This is a genomic window from Flavobacterium sp. 83, assembly GCF_000744835.1.
In the GTDB taxonomy this organism is placed as follows: Bacteria; Bacteroidota; Bacteroidia; order Flavobacteriales; family Flavobacteriaceae; genus Flavobacterium.
On the sequence record NZ_JQMS01000001.1, the window covers coordinates 2,956,450 to 2,976,409 of the forward strand.

The 19,960-nt window shown below is 31.0% G+C and carries 17 protein-coding genes and 1 tRNA gene; 7 read left to right on the forward strand and 11 right to left on the reverse strand.

Going from position 1 to position 19,960, the window contains the following annotated elements:
• Positions 1–157 precede the first annotated feature (157 nt).
• Complete coding sequence (locus T410_RS12885) at positions 158–709, forward strand: 1-acyl-sn-glycerol-3-phosphate acyltransferase (RefSeq protein WP_035672398.1); 552 nt, start codon at positions 158–160, stop codon at positions 707–709.
• Positions 710–764: 55 nt separating this feature from the next.
• Here T410_RS12885 and T410_RS12890 read toward each other — a convergent pair whose 3' ends face one another.
• On the reverse strand, positions 765–1,241 hold the full coding sequence (locus tag T410_RS12890) for a helix-turn-helix transcriptional regulator (protein WP_035672400.1): 477 nt from the start codon (positions 1,239–1,241) through the stop codon (positions 765–767).
• A gap of 311 nt (positions 1,242–1,552) precedes the next feature.
• On the opposite strand from T410_RS12890, the gene T410_RS12895 reads away from it, so the two are divergent.
• The 4 genes from T410_RS12895 to T410_RS12910 all read left to right on the forward strand — a co-directional run bounded on the left by T410_RS12895 (position 1,553) and on the right by T410_RS12910 (position 6,471).
• Complete coding sequence (locus tag T410_RS12895) at positions 1,553–2,707, forward strand: M14 metallopeptidase family protein (protein ID WP_035672402.1); 1,155 nt, start codon at positions 1,553–1,555, stop codon at positions 2,705–2,707.
• Between the two features lie 77 nt (positions 2,708–2,784).
• On the forward strand, positions 2,785–3,264 hold the full coding sequence (locus T410_RS12900) for an Lrp/AsnC family transcriptional regulator (RefSeq protein ID WP_035672404.1): 480 nt from the start codon (positions 2,785–2,787) through the stop codon (positions 3,262–3,264).
• A gap of 96 nt (positions 3,265–3,360) precedes the next feature.
• Positions 3,361–5,946, forward strand: coding sequence for a phosphoenolpyruvate carboxylase (locus tag T410_RS12905; protein WP_035672406.1), 2,586 nt, complete (start codon positions 3,361–3,363; stop codon positions 5,944–5,946).
• Between the two features lie 9 nt (positions 5,947–5,955).
• A complete protein-coding gene (locus tag T410_RS12910) occupies positions 5,956–6,471 on the forward strand; it encodes a DinB family protein (protein WP_035672409.1) in 516 nt (171 codons plus the stop codon).
• Position 6,472: 1 nt separating this feature from the next.
• On the opposite strand, the gene T410_RS12915 is transcribed toward T410_RS12910, so the two are convergent.
• The 6 genes from T410_RS12915 to aroB all read right to left on the reverse strand — a co-directional run bounded on the left by T410_RS12915 (position 6,473) and on the right by aroB (position 13,377).
• Positions 6,473–6,949, reverse strand: coding sequence for a DNA-deoxyinosine glycosylase (locus T410_RS12915; RefSeq protein ID WP_035672413.1), 477 nt, complete (start codon positions 6,947–6,949; stop codon positions 6,473–6,475).
• 8 nt (positions 6,950–6,957) lie between these two features.
• On the reverse strand, positions 6,958–9,069 hold the full coding sequence (recQ, locus tag T410_RS12920; RefSeq protein ID WP_035672416.1) for a DNA helicase RecQ: 2,112 nt from the start codon (positions 9,067–9,069) through the stop codon (positions 6,958–6,960).
• A gap of 83 nt (positions 9,070–9,152) precedes the next feature.
• Entirely contained in the window at positions 9,153–9,545 is a 393-nt protein-coding gene (locus T410_RS12925; protein WP_035672418.1) for a hypothetical protein, read from the reverse strand.
• Between the two features lie 9 nt (positions 9,546–9,554).
• Complete coding sequence (locus tag T410_RS12930) at positions 9,555–10,526, reverse strand: deoxyhypusine synthase family protein (protein ID WP_035672419.1); 972 nt, start codon at positions 10,524–10,526, stop codon at positions 9,555–9,557.
• A gap of 92 nt (positions 10,527–10,618) precedes the next feature.
• On the reverse strand, positions 10,619–12,019 hold the full coding sequence (locus tag T410_RS12935) for a decarboxylase (RefSeq protein WP_035672420.1): 1,401 nt from the start codon (positions 12,017–12,019) through the stop codon (positions 10,619–10,621).
• A 290-nt stretch (positions 12,020–12,309) separates the two neighbouring features.
• A complete protein-coding gene (gene aroB / locus T410_RS12945) occupies positions 12,310–13,377 on the reverse strand; it encodes a 3-dehydroquinate synthase (protein WP_035672422.1) in 1,068 nt (355 codons plus the stop codon).
• Between the two features lie 92 nt (positions 13,378–13,469).
• On the opposite strand from aroB, the gene T410_RS12950 reads away from it, so the two are divergent.
• Positions 13,470–14,639: a proline dehydrogenase family protein gene (locus T410_RS12950; protein WP_035672424.1), complete on the forward strand. Its 1,170-nt coding sequence runs from the start codon at positions 13,470–13,472 to the stop codon at positions 14,637–14,639.
• Positions 14,640–14,718: 79 nt separating this feature from the next.
• On the opposite strand, the gene T410_RS12955 is transcribed toward T410_RS12950, so the two are convergent.
• Positions 14,719–16,506, reverse strand: a complete 1,788-nt coding sequence (locus tag T410_RS12955; protein WP_035672427.1) for an ABC transporter ATP-binding protein — start codon at positions 16,504–16,506, stop codon at positions 14,719–14,721.
• Between the two features lie 212 nt (positions 16,507–16,718).
• On the opposite strand from T410_RS12955, the gene T410_RS12960 reads away from it, so the two are divergent.
• A tRNA-Val gene (locus T410_RS12960) sits at positions 16,719–16,793 on the forward strand.
• A 46-nt stretch (positions 16,794–16,839) separates the two neighbouring features.
• On the opposite strand, the gene T410_RS12965 is transcribed toward T410_RS12960, so the two are convergent.
• From T410_RS12965 to T410_RS12975, 3 genes are all read right to left on the reverse strand, one after another.
• The gene (locus T410_RS12965; RefSeq protein ID WP_035672430.1) at positions 16,840–17,772 is read right to left on the reverse strand and encodes a transglutaminase family protein; all 933 of its coding nucleotides are present in this window, start codon (positions 17,770–17,772) and stop codon (positions 16,840–16,842) included.
• A 20-nt stretch (positions 17,773–17,792) separates the two neighbouring features.
• Complete coding sequence (locus T410_RS12970) at positions 17,793–18,644, reverse strand: substrate-binding domain-containing protein (protein ID WP_035672433.1); 852 nt, start codon at positions 18,642–18,644, stop codon at positions 17,793–17,795.
• A gap of 140 nt (positions 18,645–18,784) precedes the next feature.
• Positions 18,785–19,909, reverse strand: coding sequence for an SDR family oxidoreductase (locus tag T410_RS12975; protein WP_035672436.1), 1,125 nt, complete (start codon positions 19,907–19,909; stop codon positions 18,785–18,787).
• Between the last annotated feature and the right edge of the window lie 51 nt (positions 19,910–19,960).

Below are 19,960 nucleotides of genomic sequence, written 5' to 3' on the forward strand. Positions count from 1 at the left end.
CATCATAAGAACTTTTTACAAATAATTTAATCTCCCACAATATGTAAGATATTTATTTCTGGCCGTTTTCAAGTGGTTTATATCCAGATTCGAAGAAGAGACACATGTATCTTTAATAGATATTAATTGTTAGTTTTGTAAAAAAAGTTAATAAGAGATGAAGAAACAATTATATAAATGGATATTTTTTAACCTTATGAATTGGAAAATAGTTGGAACGATAGACGGAAATATAAAAAAATGTGTAATGATGGTTATGCCACATACTAGTGCCCATGATTTTTATTTAGGAGTTTTTACCCGAGAAATATTAGGACTAGAGATGAATTGGGTTGGAAAAAAAGAATTATTTAGTTTTCCTTTCGGCTATTACTTTAAATATATGGGAGGAGAACCTTTGGATAGAACGGGTGGGCTAAATAAAGTAGACTCAATTGCAGCTATTTTTCAAAGAAAAGAAATTTTCCGTTTAGCAGTTGCTCCAGAAGGAACTCGTAATAAAGTATACGAACTAAAAACAGGATTTTATTATATTGCATTGAAAGCAAATGTTCCCATAATTCCCGTCGCTTTTGATTTTGGTAAAAAAGAAGTAAACATAGGGAGTCCATTAATTCCGTCAGGAAATTTACAAGCTGATATGTTTATTTTGAAAAGACATTATATAGGAGTTGAAGGCAAAATTGCTGAAAAAGGATTTAAAGCATAAATTAAATCTCTTTAATAAAAAGAACAAGGTCATTTACTATAAATCATTCTAAAAATTAATCTGGAACATAACTTTTAAATGTTCCATTTTTATAAAAAATTACAATTTTATCAATTTCGCCCGAAAAAAATTCTTTTGCAATATTTTGACTTTCCACTTTTTTTGTTTCTATAGTATTTATTGGATTTACGTTTTTTATTTCTGAAAATAAATTTTCAGGAATAATTTCGTTGTTTAATGGAGTAGGGATATTTTGTTTTACAACTTCTTCAAATACATTTTCTTTTGTATTGATTTGTGCGGTATTTTTAGGAAAAGTTCCTTTTCCATTCAAAATCCAATATAAATCTACATCAGGAAAAACGTCTAAAATTTTAAGGATAAAATCCAGACTTGGTTTATTTCTTCCTGAAAGAAGGTGAGATAAACTCGAACGCTGAACGCCAATTTTATCAGCAAAAGATGAAGCATTCAAACCGTAATAATCTAATATAATTTCTAGTCTTTTTATAAAATCGTCTATGTTTACCATTGTAAATTTTGATTGATACTAATCCGTTTACAAATGTAATTAAATTAAATAGAAGTACCAAAATCACAAGTGTAAATAATGATTATTTAAGTATTTTAATTAAAATTTAAGTATAAATAGCAGTTCATAACTTATTGGAAAATAATTATATAGATTATATTTATAATTTTAATCACATTTGTCAATTACTGAGCGTTTAGTTTAGCTCGAACTATAAGAAATGTTGTTTACATCATTGAAATAGTTTAAATTTATTTTGTTTACAAATGTAAATACAAAGATGTTTACTTTTGTAAATTAAATAATATAGTATGAATTTAGAACAATTATTCAATCAGTATAAAGAAGAATCTATCCATGGTCGTTATATTACTTTAGATTCAATTGAACCTTTATTGCAAAAATTAAACACCAATAATCAACTGCAGGTAATTGGAAAATCAGTCCTTGAAAAATCTATTTATTCTTATCAAATTGGTGAAGGTAAAACTAGAATTTTTCTTTGGTCTCAAATGCATGGAAATGAAAGTACAACCACAAAAGCACTATTTGACTTTTTAAACGTATTAAATAGCGGATCGGATTTAGCAAAACAATTGCTTGACAACTTTACTTTTTACAGCATTCCAATGTTAAATCCTGATGGAGCTACATTGTATACGCGTGAAAATGCTAACAAAGTAGATTTAAATAGAGATTCTCAAGATCTCTCTCAACCTGAAAGTAAGATATTGAGACAAACTTTTGAAACTTTCAAACCCGATTACTGCTTTAATCTTCATGATCAACGCACTATATTTGGAGTTAGCGATACAGGCAAACCTGCAACATTGTCTTTTTTAGCACCTTCATATAATGAACAACGAGAAATCAATGATACCAGATTGAAGGCAATTAATCTTATTGCAACTATAAACGATGCGTTGCAACAGTATTTACCTAATCAAATAGGGCGTTTTGATGATTCTTTCAATATAAATTGCATAGGAGATACTTTTCAGTCTTTAGGTGTGCCAACTTTATTATTTGAAGCAGGGCATTTTGCAAATGATTATGAGAGAGAAGTAACTAGGAAATTTGTTTTCATAGCGTTAATTTCGAGTTTTACGTCACTTTGCGAAAACGTTATAGTTAGCAATGGAATTGATAAATATTTGAATATTCCTCAAAATAAAGTCGTTTTTTATGATTTTATGTATAAAAACATCAAAATAAATTATGATGGTATCGAAAAAATCACCAATTTTGCATCACAATACAAAGAAGAGTTATTTGAAAATCAGATTTATTTTAACGCCTATATTTCACAAATTGGCGAATTAGAAAATCATTTTGGTCATTATGAGTATGATGCTAAAGGAGCGCTATATAAAGATGACTATTCTAATTTTCCGAAAATAAATCAAAAAGCTGATTTTTATTTAGACGACAACGTAAAATTTGTTAATGGAATGATAAAAGTATAACATTTACATCATTTTATTACTTTTTATGTATATTTTTATACTTTGTAATAGCAATTATTAATATTAATTAAAGAAATATGAGTAAGTTTCGTTTAGATGAAGTAGATCACCAGATATTAGATATGTTGATTGACAATACAAGAGTTCCGTTTACAGATATCGCAAAAAAATTGTTAATTTCTGCAGGAACTGTGCATGTTAGAGTAAAAAAAATGGAAGATGCCGGAATTATAATGGGTTCTTCATTAGTTCTTGATTATGATAAATTAGGATATTCTTTTATTGCATATGTAGGCGTATTTCTTAATAATACTTCTCAAACAAAATTTGTTTTAGAGCGTATTAATGAGATTCCTTACGTAACGGTTGCTTCAGTAACAACTGGGAAATTTAATATTTTCTGTAAAATTAGAGCTAAAGATACGAAACACGCTAAAGATGTTATCTTTATGATTGATGATATAGAAGGAGTTTACAGAACTGAAACTATGATTTCTCTTGAAGAAAGCATAAATGATAAGAAGCGATTGATGCACACTATTTTCAAAAACATGTAATTAATCTTGAACGCTATATTTTAAAATATAACCTCAAGTTTATTCTTGGGGTTTTTTTATGAAAAATTGACCAACTAAACCAACTATAACTAAATTATGTACACGCTACCTAAAATAGAACGTTTCAATCAGGACGTACTTTCTAAATATCACATTTATAATAGTGTTTTTATTACATTACCTTTTGACTCTATTGACAATACTGGAGTTTTACTACCCTTATTTACAGATGTTTGTGATACTGGTTTTAAAAAGCAAGAAACTCCTAAAGAAATTGTTGATTTTTTTGCAAAAAGATATTTACATAGCGCCTCAGAAACTGAGAAAATTGATTTAATGTTTCGTTTTATTCAATATATCGAAAGACAGATAGTGTTATTCGATGCGATTGAAGATGCTGCTTTTCCTGTAGTCAATAATATGGAAGGAAGAGGTTCTTTGAGAGATATTAAAGAAAAATCAGAAGCAAAAGATAAAGAAGAGGAATTGATTGATTTCTTGGAAAATTTTAATGTAAGAACCGTTTTAACAGCCCATCCTACACAATTCTACCCAGGTGCTGTTCTTGGTATTATCAATGATTTAACAGATGCTATCCGCAAAAATAATTTACTTGACATCAAGCAATTGTTAGCTCAATTGGGTAAAACTCCTTTTATTCAAAATGAAAAACCGAATCCTTTTGATGAAGCTGTAAGTTTGATTTGGTATCTTGAAAATGTGTTTTATAAAACTTCGGGAGATATGGTACATTATCTTCAAAAGAATATTTTTAATGGAAATTCAATTAAGAACCCATTAATTAAACTTGGATTTTGGCCAGGTGGAGATCGTGATGGAAATCCATTTGTAACAACAGGTATTACATTGAAGGTGGCTGAACGTTTGAGGACTTCTATATTAAAATGCTATTACGTTGAAATGAGAAATTTAAAACGTAAGTTAACTTTCTCTGGTGTAGATGTTTTGGTTTCTGAACTTGAACACAAGCTTTATCGTTCAGTATTTTATTCAACTGGAGATATTTTCATTACTTTGGATGAGTTTAAGTCACAGTTAAAAAAAATAAAGCAAATAATTATAGACCAACACCAATCATTATATCTTGATGAGTTAGATTCATTGCTAATTAAAGTGAATTTATTTGGTTTTCATTTTGCATCTTTGGATATTCGTCAAAACAGCAAAATTCATGATGCCGTATTTAACGACGTTGTTGAATTCTATTTGAATTCAAACCCAACAGTTTTTCCTGAAAATTATTTTGAATTATCCGAAGAGGAGAAATTTACAGTTCTTTCTAATACTAAAGGTGATTTAGATCCAAATGTTTTCAATAATGAAATGACTAAATCAACTATTGAGTCAATTCAGGCTATAAAAAAAATCCAAGAGAAGAATGGTGAATTTGGTGCAAATCGTTATATTATAAGTAATAATGAAAGTGCACTTAATGTAATGGAGACTTTTGCATTATTTCGTTTGAGTAATTGGGAAAATCCATCAGTTGATATTATTCCGCTTTTTGAATCTGTTGATGATCTACAAAACGCTCATGCTATAATGGAGAAATTATATACCAATCCGGCATATGCTAAGCACTTAGTAAATAGAAAAAATAAGCAAACTATAATGCTCGGTTTTTCTGATGGAACCAAAGATGGAGGGTATTTAATGGCGAATTGGAGTATTTATAAAGCTAAAGAGGAACTTACTGAAATCTCCAGAAAATATGGTATAAAAGCGATTTTCTTTGATGGTCGTGGTGGCCCTCCGGCTCGTGGTGGTGGAAAAACACATAAATTCTACGCTTCATTAGGTCCAAATATTGAAAATAATGAGATTCAAGTAACGGTACAAGGACAAACGATAAGTTCTAATTTTGGAACTTTAGATTCTTGTCGTTACAATTTAGAAAATTTATTGAGTGCAGGTGTAACAAATCAGGTTTTCAGTAAAGGACAGAATGAGTTGTCAACCAATGAGAAAGATATTTTAAATCAATTAGCAGAATTAGGATATGAAAAATACTTGAGCTTTAAGAATCATCCTAAATTCATTCCATATTTAGAACAAATGAGTACTTTGAAATATTATGCTAAAACGAATATTGGAAGCCGTCCTTCAAAAAGAAGTAAATCTGAAAGTTTAGATTTTGCTGACTTGAGAGCAATTCCTTTTGTAGGTTCATGGAGTCAATTGAAGCAAAATGTACCAGGATTTTTTGGTGTAGGATCAGCTTTAAAACATTATGAAGATACAGATCAGTGGAATAAAGTTCAAGATCTATATGACAATTCTTTATTCTTTAAAACGTTATTAGAAAATAGCATGATGTCATTGGCAAAATCATTTTTCCCGTTAACGGCTTACATGAAAAAAGACCCTGAATTTGGTGCTTTTTGGCAAATAATCTATGATGAATTTTTAGAAACGAAACGTTTGCTTTTGAAAATTGCAGGTCATAAAGAATTAATGGAAAATTATCCTGATGGTAAAGCATCTATACAAATAAGAGAGCGTATTGTATTGCCGTTGTTAACAATACAGCAATATGCTTTATTGAGAATTAATGAAATTAATAAAGAAAAAAATCCTGATATAGACTTGATTAAAGTATATGAAAAAATTGTAACGCGTTCTCTTTTTGGAAATACAAACGCAAGTAGAAATTCCGCTTAATTCTAAAAAATGAAAACAGATCAATTACCTATAAGTGAATATTCTCAATTTAATGCAACTTATATAAGTGCTGCCGGGAATGTTGAAATGATTGATGAATTGGAAATTTGTCTTCACGATTTTATTCGTTTTGTACAAAATATTCCAATGGATAAATTTGATTACAGATATGCCGAAGGGAAGTGGACTATCAAAGATATCATTCAACACATCATTGATACGGAACGAATTTTTGCTTATCGCGCATTACGAATTTCAAGGAATGATAAAACACCTTTACCAGGATTTGAAGAAAATGATTTCGTGGATAACACGAATGCGAATGATAGAAATATTCAGGACTTATTAGCAGAACTATCAGCGGTTAGACATTCTAATTTGTTTCTTTTTAAAAGTTTTTCAGAAGACCAATTAAAGCGAACAGGAACGGCTTCTAATACAAATATTTCAGTTCGTGCAATAGGTTTTATTATCATTGGTCATCAAAAACACCATCAAAAAGTTTTTCAAGAAAGATATTTATAGATTATTCGAAGCAAGTTGACCAGATTTTTAACTTGTTTTCAAAAGACATTGTATTAGCAGGACTAGTTGAAGGCATCACATAATACGTGATGCCTTCTATTTGTCCAAATTTTTTCAGGAAATATTTATGACTTTCTTTTCCATTAAAGATGATTTTAGTGATTGTTGGAAATTCTTTAAACAACGATTCAAAATCATTTTCTTTTTGATTTTTAATGTGGATGTCCAAACTTCCTTTTCTTTCACAATTTTCTAAAACATCCCACAATCCAATTTTATTATTTTGCAATAACTGTATCTTTTCTTCAAAAACTTCTGATACGGGTAAATTAGCTAGTAGTGTGTACATTATCTTCCAAAAATGATTTCGTTTATGAGCATAATATTCCTGTTTTTCCAGAGAAGCTATGCCTGGCATCGTTCCTAAAATCAAAATTTTAGTTTGAGAATTCACAAATGGATGAAATGAATTTATCATATTAATTTTTAAAATACAGCATTTTCTTTTTCTAGTATAGCCAATGCCAAACGGATTTTACCGTAATCTATTTTTTCTTCAAAATAATCAAAATAAGGTTTCAGTGTATTTGGTGACTCTAGTTTTATTTGAGCTTCAGCAATTTTAGAAACTTCTTCTTTGGATATAAATAGAGTTAAATCAATAGCAACTCCGTCAACATATAATTTTGCTAAATGGGACATAATCGTGCTTAATCCTAATTTTCGTTTTTGAGAAATTTCTTCAACAGATAATCCGCTTTGGTATAATTCTAATGTTTCTTTATAAGTTGTAGCTTCTTTCTTTTTTTTAACAATTTTAGTTTTTTGAAAATCAATAATTGCTTTTATAAAGGCGTCACCATATTTTTCCAATTTGGCTTTTCCCACACCGTCAATGGCTAATAATTCCTGTTCACTCATAGGTCTTTCAGTTTCCATTTGTCGTAAAGCCGAATCACTAAAAATGACATAAGCCGGAACAGATTCAACCTTTGAAATTTCGTATCGCAGTTTTCTTAGCTTATCAAATAATGAATTTAAATTAGATTTGCTTTTAATTTCTTTGACTTCTTGTTTGTCGATATTGATTTTCTGAACAGTAGTTAGTTGTACTTTCTCTCCTTCAAATAATACTTTTTTTGCAAAAGCAGTCAGTCTAATTTTATTTTGCTGATGAAATGCAATTTCGCAATAGCCTAAATTGATGAGTTGGATTAAATATTGATTCCAATCAAACCAGGAAAGATCAATGCCAACTCCATAAGTTTTAAGTTTTTGATACTCTTTTTCATAAATATAAGCATTTTTAGATCCGCGTAAAAAGTCAATAATTACAGGTAATGGTTCTGTTTCCTGTAAACGAATAATTGCCGATAATGCTTTTTGGGCAATAATAGTACCGTCAAAAAAAGAAGGTGGATTTTTGCAAATATCACAATTCCCACAGTTTTCAGTAACGAGCTCTCCAAAATACGAAAGCAATATTTTTCTGCGACAACTTAAAGCATCGGCATACTGTTTCATTCTTTCTAATTTTGCCAATTGTACTTCAGCATTCAAACCTTGTGAAGCAAATTTTTGAAGTTGAATAACATCGCCGTAACTTTCAAACAGTATAGTTTCAGATGGCAATCCGTCCCGACCAGCACGACCAATTTCTTGATAATAACCCTCTATGTTTTTTGGTAAGTTATAGTGAATTACCCAGCGAACATTAGATTTGTCAATTCCCATTCCAAAAGCTATTGTAGCACAAACTACTTGGCAATCATCAGTAATGAACTCATCTTGGGTTTGAGATCGAATTTTATTATCCAAACCTGCATGATATGCTTTAGCATTTATTCTTGTTTTTTGTAATTTTTCAGCTAGTTCTTCCGTTGTTTTTCGGCTTAAGCAATATATTATTCCCGATTCATTTGGCTTTTCTTGGATGAAATCAATAATCTGTTTTACTCGGTCTAAAGCAGGACGAACTTCTAAACTTAGATTCTTTCTGTCAAAAGAAGCTACAAATATTTTAGGTTTTTTTAAATTTAATTGTTCGCTAATGTCCTTACGTGTAGCTTTATCGGCAGTTGCAGTTAAAGCTAAGATTGGAGTAAAAGGAAAGCGGTTTTTAAGATAACCCAAGTTAGTATAAGCCGGACGAAAATCATGTCCCCAAGCTGAAATGCAGTGTGCTTCATCTATTGCAATAAGACTTATAGTTAAACTATTGAAAATGTTGTCAAGATAAAAAAGGCTTTCTGGCGCAATGTAAACTAACTTTATAACGTTCGATTTTAAGCTTTCAATATAAAATTGACGTTCGTCTTCAGTTTGACTACTATTTATAAAACAGGCGGCAATACCATTTGCTTTTAAACTATCTACTTGATCTTTCATTAAAGCTATTAATGGAGAAATTACGATTGTAATTCCTTGTAAAATTAAAGCGGTTAATTGAAAACAAATTGATTTTCCACCACCGGTAGGCATAATAGCCAAAGTATCTTGACCAGAAAGTACACAATTTATTATTTCTTCTTGATTGGGCCTAAATTTTTCAAAACCAAAATTTTCCTTGAGTTTGGCATGTAAAGTTTCTTGTGTCATTTTGGCGTATATTTTGAATTCTAAATTAATAAAAAAAGGAACTCGTGTGAGAGTTCCTTTTTTATTTTTATTGAAGAGTTTTGTTAATCTTCATCATCATCATCTTCTTCGTCCGATATATCTTTATCATCATCTTCGTCATCCTCTCCATTATCTTTATCTGGCTTATCTAAGTTTTCATCATCATCGTCGTCAACTGAATCATCGTCATCAAGTTCAAGTCCGCTGATCGGTTCAATAACGTCATCAATTTCGTCGTCTTCGTCAAAATTTTCAATTCTGTCTGCCAGTTTTGTGCTAACTTTTACTAAATAAATGGTGTCTTCTGTGCGTACTTCGACAGCTTCTATTAATTCATTTTTAGCATTTCTAAAACGGATAATGTTTGAATCATCATATCCTTCAGGAAATTTTTCTACCAAAAGGTTTAAAATTTCATTTGTTAGTTTTGCGTAATCAACTATTACTCTTTTCATAAAGTTATTCTATAAATCTAATAAATAAGCGAAAATTAAAGGTGCTACAATGGTAGCATCGGATTCAATAATAAACTTAGGAGTTTTTATATCTAATTTACCCCAAGTAATTTTTTCATTCGGTACCGCTCCAGAATAAGAACCATAACTGGTTGTTGAATCTGAAATCTGACAAAAATAGCTCCAAAACGGAATGTCATGCATTTCCATATCTTGGTATAACATTGGTACAACACATATTGGAAAATCCCCGGCAATTCCTCCACCAATTTGGAAAAAACCTACACCATTAGTACTATTTTTCGGATACCAATCTGATAAGAAAACCATATATTCAATACCAGATTTCATTGTTGATGCTTTCAATTCACCTTTAATTACATAAGAGGCAAATATATTTCCCATCGTACTATCCTCCCAACCAGGTACAATAATAGGTAAATTTTTCTCAGCAGCAGCATACATCCAACTGTCTTTTAAATCAATTTCATAATACTCTTCCAGAACACCAGAAAGCAACATTTTATACATAAATTCATGTGGAAAATATCTTTCCCCTTTATCATCAGCATCTTTCCAAATTTTGTAAATATGTTTTTGCAAACGACGGAAAGCCTCATGTTCCGGGATACAAGTATCAGTTACACGGTTTAAGCCTCTTTCTAATAAATCCCATTCATCTTGGGGAGTTAAATCTCTATAATTTGGAACTCTTTCGTAATGAGAATGAGCTACTAAATTCATAATATCTTCTTCAAGATTTGCACCTGTACAAGAAATAATCTGAACTTTATCCTGACGAATTATTTCAGCAAAAATCTTTCCAATTTCAGCTGTACTCATAGCACCAGCCATGCTCACCATCATTTTTGCACCGTTGGCTAATTGTTGTTCGTATGCCTTAGCTGCGTCAACTAAAGATGCAGAGTTGAAATGCAGGTAATGCTTTTCTATAAACTGACTGATTGGTCCTTTGCTCATTTTTTAAAATTTAAAGATTTAAAAATCGAAACATTGAATTTGTATTTCAAATTTAACGAATTTTTAAATTGACTAATTGTATAATTAATTATTTATTTTTTGTCGTAACCTAATATTTTTAAAACGTCCTCAGAAGTTTGTTGTTCTGAGAAAACCTCAGTTGCCAAAATTCCATTTTCATCTCTATCTATCAGTATGTGTTTGGGCTGTGGAATCAAACAGTGGTGTAGGCCTCCATATCCACCTATTGTTTCCTGATAAGCTCCGGTATTGAAAAATCCAATATATAATGGTTTTTCTTTGTTGTATTTTGGCAAATATATAGCATTCATGTTTTGCTCGGAGTTGTAATAATCGTCACTATCACAGGTCATTCCACCCAATAGAACTCTTTCGTAAGTGTCGTTCCAACGGTTAATTGCTAACATAATGAAACGCTTATTTATAGCCCATGTATCTGGTAAAGTGGTGATAAAAGAAGAATCAATCATATTCCATTTTTCTCTATCATTTTGTTGTTTTTGATACAAGATCTGATAAATTGCACCTCCGCTTTCACCAACAGTAAACGAACCAAATTCAGTAAAGATATTTGGAACATCAACTTCTGCTTCGTCACATGCTATTTTAATCTGATTGATAATTTCATCGATCATGTATTGGTAATCGTACTCGAATGTCAATGAATTTTTTATAGGAAAACCTCCACCAATATTTAATCCATCTAATGTAGGACATTCTTTTTTTAATGCAACATAAACCTTGATACATTTTACTAACTCGTTCCAATAATAGGCATTATCATTGATCCCAGTGTTAATAAAAAAGTGCAACATTTTAAGTTCCAGTTTTTTATTTTCTTTGATTTCTTTTTTATAAAAAGGAACAATGTTTTTGTATCCAATTCCTAATCTTGAAGTATAGAACTCAAATTTTGGTTCTTCCTCAGCAGCAATACGAATTCCGATTTTAAATTTTCCTTTTATTTGACCTTGAAGCAAATCTAGTTCTTCATAGTTATCAATAATTGGAATAGTATTTTTATGTCCGTTATTTACTAACCGGGCTATGTTTTCAATGTACTGATCTCTTTTAAATCCGTTACAGATAATATAAGTACTTTTGTTGATTTTTCCGTTTTCTAATAAATTTTCAACAATATTTATATCAAAAGCAGAGGAGGTTTCAATGTGTATATTGTTTTTAAAAGCTTCATTCATGATAAATTCAAAATGGGAGCTTTTTGTACAATAACAATAGTAATATTTAGCCTCATATTTATTTTTTTCCATCGATTTACGAAACCAGCTTTTGGCTTTGTTAATGTTATTGGAAATTTGAGGTAGATAGGTGAATTTTAATGGTGTTCCATATTTTTCCACTAGTTTCATCAAGTCAATATTGTGAAACTGAAGGTTATCTTTGTTTAATGTAAATTCTTCTTGGGGAAAGTAATAAGTTTGATTTATTAAATCAGAATATTTTGTATTCATTTGTTTTTCATGATTTTAGATTAAATGTACGTAAAAAATAATTAATCTAAAATTCAAACTCTGATATTTGCATAAATTATTTGAAGCTTTTCGTGGTCCGATTTCAAATATTGAAAAACATCAAAACTAAAGTTTCCTTTAATAGAATAAAAACGCTTCAATATCCTTAAAAAAGACATATTGTTTCGGTTTTTCTTAGCACTATAAATTGTTTTATTTTGACTTTTTTTCATCGTGGCAAATGTAAAAAATAATATATACGTAACGCAATCCTTTTTATAAAAAAATAATTAAGATTTATAATCCAGGAAAGCCTTAAGAATTAATTCATTTTCAACCGATTGATTGATTTTTATTTTCCCGATACCCTCTATTAAAGCAAACTGAATGTTACCGTACTCATTTTTCTTGTCATGAATAAGTAATTCCAAAATAGGTTCTATGTCATTTTCTTCAAAAACGATGTCGTCATATATGGTCTTAATTGTTGATTTTATTTGGATATATTCCCCTGAATTGATCAAGTTTTTATTTAATGAAATATAACTTTCCAATATCATTCCTACTGCAATTGCTTCACCGTGCAATAAAGTAGTTTTATTTTCATTTTCCAAAAAATAACTTTCAATAGCATGTCCTAATGTGTGACCAAAATTTAATGACTTACGAATGTTTTTTTCAGTAGGATCTTGCTTTACAATTTCATTCTTTATTTCGACTGAACGATAAATTAATGCATCAAAATCAGCAAAATCAATTGCTTTTAAATCTAAAAATTGCTCCCAATATCCTTTATCATATATTAAACCGTGTTTCAACATTTCAGCTAAACCAGATCGCATTTCGTTTTGCGGGACAGTATCAAGGTATTGAGTGTCGATAAGAACCATTGCCGGTACATTGATAACGCCTATTTGATTTTTCAAATTCCCTAAATCAACCCCATTTTTTCCGCCCACAGAAGCATCAACCATAGATAATAAAGTAGTAGGAATATGAATAAAATCTAAACCTCTCTTAAAGGTTGAAGCTACAAAACCACCCAAATCAGTAACAACCCCGCCGCCTAAATTAAGTACAAGACTTTTTCTGTCCGCACCGAGTTCAGTCAATACATTCCAAATTTGCACGCAGGTTTCAATATTTTTATTTTGTTCTCCTGCTTCAAATTCTATAATTTCTATAGTAAGATCAGTTTCTAAAAAAGGCAGAAATTTTGGCAAACAAAACTCATTTGTATTGCTGTCGACAATAATAAATAAATTAGAATATTTGTTTTCTTTTAAATGAAGGTTTAATGCTTCATATCCTTTTTCGTTAAAATGAATTGGATAACTGTTGGCGTGAATTGATTGCATCTTTATTGATTAATTGAAAGGGCAAAATAAGGTAATTTTTGGGGAATAATATTCAAAACTCTATCTATATTTGTACAAAAATATCACAAAAAATGGAAAAAATATTCAATAATACACAAGTTGCGTTTGCTTTAAAAAGCGATACCGAACTCGATAGAGCTTATTTTCTTTTCAAAATGATTGATAATCAGCCTTTAGTTCGAATAGGAACTGCGGTTACTAATTTTGCATTGAAAGCAAATCTTCCGGTCGAAGGTTTGATTCGTGCTACTGTTTTTGACCATTTTTGTGGCGGAGTAAATGAGGTTGATTGTCTTTCTGTAGTAGATAAAATGTTTACAAAAGGAGTTTCTTCTGTTTTGGATTATTCTGTAGAGGGGAAAGAGGAAGAAGATCAGTTTGATGCTGCATTGGAAATGACTTTAAAAACAATCGAATTTGCCAAAGAGCGTAAAGCTATTCCTTTTGCAGTTTTTAAACCAACTGGTTTTGGACGTTTTGAATTGTATCAAAAATTAGGAGAAAAACAAGAATTAACCGCCAAAGAACAAGCGGAATGGAATAGAGTAGTGGAGCGTTTTGATATAGTTTGTAAAGATGCCCATTCTAAAGATGTAGCACTTCTTATTGACGGTGAAGAAAGCTGGATGCAGGATGCCGCAGACGATTTAGTTACCGAAATGATGCGTAAATACAATAAAGAAAAAGCTATTGTTTTCAATACGTTACAAATGTACCGTTGGGATCGTTTGGATTATTTGAAAAGATTACATGAACAAGCCAAAAGAGAAGGATTTTTAATTGGAATGAAATTAGTTCGCGGTGCCTACATGGAAAAAGAAATTGCGCGTGCTGAAGAGAATGGCTATAAGTCACCAATATGCACTTCAAAAGAGGCTACGGATGAAAATTATGATGCTGCAGTACACTATATGATTGATCATTTAGATACGATGTCAATTTTTGCAGGAACCCATAATGAGGAAAGCACCTATACGCTAATGGAATTAATGCAAGAGAAAGGTATTAAAACAAATGACAAGAGAATTTGGTTTGGTCAATTGTATGGAATGAGCGATAATATAAGTTATAATTTGGCTGCTAATACTTATAATGTTGCTAAATACTTACCTTTCGGTCCTGTTAAAGATGTGATGCCTTACTTGATTCGTCGTGCCGAAGAAAACACTTCTGTTGCTGGACAAACCAGTCGGGAATTGTCAATGATTAAAACGGAACGTAACAGGAGAAAAGGGAAATAACATTACGTTTTCAATCATATAAAAAAACTCCATTCAGTTTACAGAATGGAGTTTTTTTTTGTGAAATTAGTAACGAATACTAAGAATTGCTAAACTGCAAATTACTTAAATTTTTATACATTCCATTCTCTAAAGTAATTAATTCCTGATGTGTTCCCTTTTCAGCTATTTTTCCATTGTCAAGAACTAAAATTTGATCAGCACTACGAATTGTTGAAAGACGGTGTGCAATAATGATACTTGTCCTTCCTTGCATCAGAATTTCAAGTGCTTCCTGAACTAGTTTTTCACTTTCACTGTCTAATGAAGATGTGGCTTCATCTAGGATTAAAATACTTGGGTTTTTAAGTAATGCTCTCGCAATGGCGATGCGTTGTCGTTGTCCACCAGAAAGTTTAATTCCTCGTTCACCTACAATAGTTTCAAATTTTTCGGGAAAACTTTCGATAAAATTATAAGCATTAGCTTGTTTTGAAGCGGTAAGAATTTCTTCTTCGGTTGCATTTGGTTTTCCGTAAGCAATATTTTCTCTGATTGTTCCACCAAATAAAATAACATCTTGCGGTACAATACTCATATTTCCTCTAAGATTTTCTAAATCATAATCGTAAATATTTTTCCCATCAACCAATATTTCTCCTTCATCAATATTATAGAAACGTAATAATAATGATGCAATTGTTGATTTTCCGGTTCCACTTGGTCCTACAATAGCTATTTTTTGACCATAATTAGCGGTAAAACTAACATCTTTCAATACTTGTATTTCTTTTCTTGAATGATAACTGAACGCAACATTTTTGAAAGTAACATTCCCTTTTATTTTATTTGCAGAAGAGGCATTTTGGATTGAATTGATTTTTTCAGGAGTTTCATCTAATAATTCAAAAACACGTTCGGTTGCACCAATTGCTTTTTGGATCTGTGCATAAAGTTCCGCAATTCCTCCAAAAGAAGCCCCTACAAATGTAGAGTACAATACAAACGAAATTAATTGTCCTACGCTCATTTCTCCGCTAATGCTTAAACGAACGCCAAACCAAACTACGGCAACAATGGCTCCAAAAAGACAAAAAATAATGAATGAAGCGAAGTAGCCTCTATATTTCCCACCTTTAATGGCAATTTTCACAACCTCCTTTATTTTTCCATTGTAACGGGCAATCTCGTACCATTCATTGGCGAAAGCCTTAACGATAGTAATTCCCTGCATGGTTTCCTCAACAATAACTTGACTTTCGGCAACTTTATCTTGAACGTTTTTTGAATATTTTCTAATAAAACGCCCAAAAATAACCGCAGCAACAGCCACAAGGGGAACAACAGACAACATCAACAAGGTTAATTTGATGCTTTCGTTTGCTAATAAAAGAACACCACCAATAATTAAAATGAATTGTCTCAGGAATTCAGCTATTGTAGAGGTTAAGGTATCTTGTATTTGGGTTATATCAGAGCTGATTCTACTGTTTAATTCCCCAACACGCTTTTGTGAAAAGAATGACATGGGCAACTTTACCAGATTACTATACAGTGCTAATCTAAGATTTGCTAAAGTATGTTCCGTAAAATTGACAAATAATGACAATCTGAAAAACGAAAAAATAGATTGAAAAAATAAAATGACAACTAATCCCAAGGCAATATAATTAGCCTGAGCATTATCTTTATTTTTCACACAATCGATAAGCATTCCCATTAATTTAGGGAAAGCAAGCGCGGTTGCTCCTGTCAGCAATAAAAAAACTAAACCTACATAAAATTTCCAGCGATGATTTCCAGCATATTGAAATATTAGAGTTGCTTTAGTAAGTGAACTTGCGGTAATTTTTGATTTTGGTAAATCATTTTCTTTAAACCTTGCCATTATTTATAATTTATATCGCAAATGTAAGACTATAACAACTCAATACAAAAAAATAGTAAGCTTTCATGATGTATTTAAAGTGCTAGCATAGAGAGACAAAGATATTTATTGTTATTTTTTATTTTATTTTTTTGCTATTTTACTTGTAAATACGATTTCTAGGTGTATATTTGCACTCGCAATAAGGAAATGAAAATTACCAAATTGTAGAAGGGCGATTAGCTCAGCTGGTTCAGAGCACCTCGTTTACACCGAGGGGGTCGGGGGTTCGAACCCCTCATCGCCCACAAAAAACTCCATTAGAAATAATGGAGTTTTTTTATTTAATTAGTTTTATTCTAAAGTTAAAGCACCTAAAATTTCTTCGGATAAAAAAGGACCGCCAGGATAATTTGCAGTATAATCGAGGTTCATCCATATTTGGCCACGTTCATCAATGTGATAATGAAGTTGTTTCTCGTTACTTTCATCTACAAACAAAACATTTTTGATTAGAAAGTTTACTTTTTCTAAATCCTTTTGAGAACCAATTAATATTTCGGGATAAATATGTCCTTTAGTATGAATCAATCGGGGAGTTCCGCCAATAGCCCTGACACTTGCGGCCATTAATATGGAATGATCATCACAATCACCTGAAAAATAGTCTAATGATTCACTAGCAGATGCAATATAATCCCCATCTTTAGGATCACTCACGTAATTCCAACGGTGATTTATTTCTTTAAATACTGCAAAACATTGAATAATAGTTCTGTAATCAGAATATCCTTTTACATTTTTGAAATATTTAGTTGTTGCCATAATCGCAAAATTCCTCACTTTTGGATTCTGATATTCTATGGCATTAATTATTTTTGATTTATTGGGAAACGGAAGTAGTTTAGCAATGATTATATCTTGAGGATATGGATTATACGACATAGAATACATCATAGAATTATAGTCTTCAAAAACACTGTTGAAACCATAATTCCCTATCACTGAACCATAAAGTAAGACCATTAAATACAAGAGAATACAAATGAGAATAATTGTCCTAAGAAATCTCAAGATTAATTGTATTGACACTATGATAAGCAGGAATAAAATAATCCTGTCAATATTAAAAAACCAATTGGGATTGATTAGATTTTGATGTACAATTATAAAAACCGGAATCGCAATTAATATGTTTAAGACAAAAATAATAACATCATCCCAGGGTTTTTTGACCTGAAATTTTTGTTTAATACCTTGAAAAGTAATTTTTTTTATTTTTATCATAATAACATAAAAACAGAAATCTAGACTGTTTTTACAATTGCATCAAAAGTACCTTTTTTATCGATAATTTTAAGTTGAAATAATTGATTTTGAATTTTGTTTAACACTTCCTCTGTCAAAGTTCTTTGTGACCATTGCGTTAATGAAAGCCATTCCTGAATATCGTCTATTTTTTGATTGTAATTTGATGCTAAAGTTTTGTCAATACTCGGAATGTCTTTAAATTCTTGAGTTGTTTTATTGATGATTTCTACAATTTTAGAAATGATTTTTGGATTTTTTTCTAAAACTTCATTGCGAACAGCAATTACAAAACAAGGCCAAGGCGTTGGGCAATCAGCAATTCTGCGGAAAATTCCTTTGTCAACAAGTGGTTTTGTCATAAAACGTTCCCACATAAAATAATCAGCAGTTCCATTAGTCAAAGCTTCAACTGCACCATCAATGGTATTTACAATTTCAAACTGAAGGATATCTGTTTCCCAACCTTGATTATCAGCATTGACATAGGCCATTAATTGTGAACCGGAACCTAATCTGGAAATCGCAACTTTGGTATTTTCTAGATCAGCTAACGTTTTATAATTGGATTTTGCAGCGACATGAATTCCCCAAATTAAGGGACTTTCAACATAAACCTGAACAATTTTACTTGAATTTCCGGCAACGATATCTTTTACGATTCCTTCGGTTAGGATTACGGCAATATCCGTTTCTCCATCACGAAGCATTTGGCACATTTTGCCTGTTCCCTCAGGAACGTCAGTCCATTGTAAATCGATATTTTCTTTTTCAAAATCTCCGTTTTCGATGCTTAAATGCCAAGGAAGGTTAAAATGTTCTGGAACTCCGGCTATTTTTATTGTTGTCATTTTTTGATTTTTTATAGTTAATCGTTTTAACTAGCCCCGATGGAAACGGAAATCCTATTGTGCCGGGGTTCGGAGCAATAGATTATAGTGTACAGCGGGACACGAGCGCAGCGAACTGACGAAGTAATTAGCTCCTGAAATTAAACATTAATATCTTTAAAATTATTCACTCTGGCATAACGAATCATGCTGGTAAATGCTTCTTGGTCTAGTTTTGGTATTTCAAGGATGGAGTTCAGTAAAGTGGTATCGTATTCGTTAGCAGCAGTTGTAAAATAGGGACTTAAATGTTTTCCAATGCTTTCATAATACAATTTCTCGATGGTATTTTTGTATTTAAAGTCTAACGGATTTTGGATTAAAGTAAAATTAGTGTAACCCACTTCTTTCATAATCAATTGCAATCCTCTTACCATATTGAAACTTTTGGCATTAACAATATTAAGCTGTTCAATATCATTCCTTTCGAATGTGTTTAAAATCACTTTTGCCACATAATCTACTGGAATGATATTCAAAACGGTATCTTCATTGACAATAAAACGCACATTTTCTTGGTCTCCTTTTCGTTGGGAAGTAAAGTGAAAGAATTTTGCCAAAAGATAAAAAACCATATATTTAGAAATAAAATATTGATTTTCGGTCCCTAGCATTTTACCACCAATAACACTCGGGCGCAAAATTTGGAATGGTAAACCTATTTTTTTGCATTCTTGCGCTATAAAATTCTCCGAATGGAATTTGGCATTTTCATATGCATTGCGATGTTCTGGTTTGAATCCTAAACTATGAAAATCATTATCAATCAATCCTTTTCTAATTCCTGATGAAAAAGCAGTTCCTATATAAATAAACTTTTTAATAAAGGGATGAAATATTTTGAAAAGTGATTTTGTGATTGTCGTATTTTCATCAAAAATTTTATCACGTTGGTCTACGTCAGTGGATAAATTCACATATCCCGCTGAGTGAATGAAGTAAGCATCTTTTATTTGGCTTGAAAAAGTATCCTGAATTGAAGCCAAATCAGTATCGATAATTTCAATATATTCATGCAGTTTTGCGATTCCTTTATCTTTGATGATTTTAGGTGTGTAACTGCTGGATAAGAGTTCGTTTATTCGATCTAAAGCGGAGTTTTTACCTTTACTTCTTGCAATAAGAAAAATTTTTCCGTCAATTTTATTGTTGATAAAAAGCTCTAGAATTTCATACAAAATATGAGATCCAAGAACTCCTGTAGCACCTGTAAGTATTATTTTCATTATTGAATTGTTATAAAAGCAAATGTAGTTTTAAAAAATAGAATCTCATTA